At 66.0% G+C, this 774-nt stretch carries 1 protein-coding gene; it reads left to right on the forward strand.

The window, feature by feature from the left end; genetic code table 11:
- A partial coding sequence (locus tag QZL67_RS05015) for a galactose ABC transporter substrate-binding protein (RefSeq protein WP_292919888.1) occupies positions 1-742 on the forward strand: 742 nt, incomplete at its 5' end.
- Between the last annotated feature and the right edge of the window lie 32 nt (positions 743-774).

Below are 774 nucleotides of genomic sequence, written 5' to 3' on the forward strand. Positions count from 1 at the left end.
GGACACTTGGGGGGGCGCCGGCCGGCCCGCCGTCTGCGTGGACAAGGCCCAGGCCGCCGGTGTGCCGGTGATCTTCTTCAACCGGGAGCCGGTGGAAGAGGACCTGGACCGCTGGGAGAACGCCTATTATGTGGGGACCCCGGCGGAGGAGGCCGGCCGGCTTCAGGGCGGCATCGTGCTGGACGCCTGGAAGAAGGACCCGGCCGCACTGGACAAAAACGGGGACGGCGTGCTCCAATATGTGATGCTGGAGGGGGAACCGGGACACCAGGATGCGCTGCTGCGGACGGAGTACAGCGTCAAGACGCTGATGACCGCAGGCGTGACCACGGAGAAGCTGGCCAATTACAACGCCGACTGGCAGCGGGGGCTGGCCACCGTGCGGATGCAGCAGTGGCTGGAGGAGTTCGGGGACCGGATCGAGCTGGTCTTTGCCAACAACGACGATATGGCCTTGGGGGCCATCGACGCCTGTTTGGCGGCCGGCATGACCCAGGAGGAGATGCCCTTCATTGTGGGTGTGGACGCCACACCCCCCGCGCTGGAGGCACTGGAAGAGGGCACGCTCCAGGGGACGGTCCGCAATGACGCCGCCGGTCAGGCCCAGGGGATTCTGGATCTCACCTGCGCCCTGCTGGACGGCGGGGACCCGATCAAGGCGGTGGGACTGGAGGACGGACACTACCTGTGGCTGACCTACACTACCGTTACCCGGGAAAACCTGCCGAATGAGGGGTCATAAAGAAGCAGGCGGGAGCGATTCTTTGGAATCGC

The sequence above is a fragment of the Oscillibacter sp. CAG:155 genome, assembly GCA_000436875.1.
Lineage (GTDB): Bacteria > Bacillota > Clostridia > Oscillospirales > Oscillospiraceae > Oscillibacter.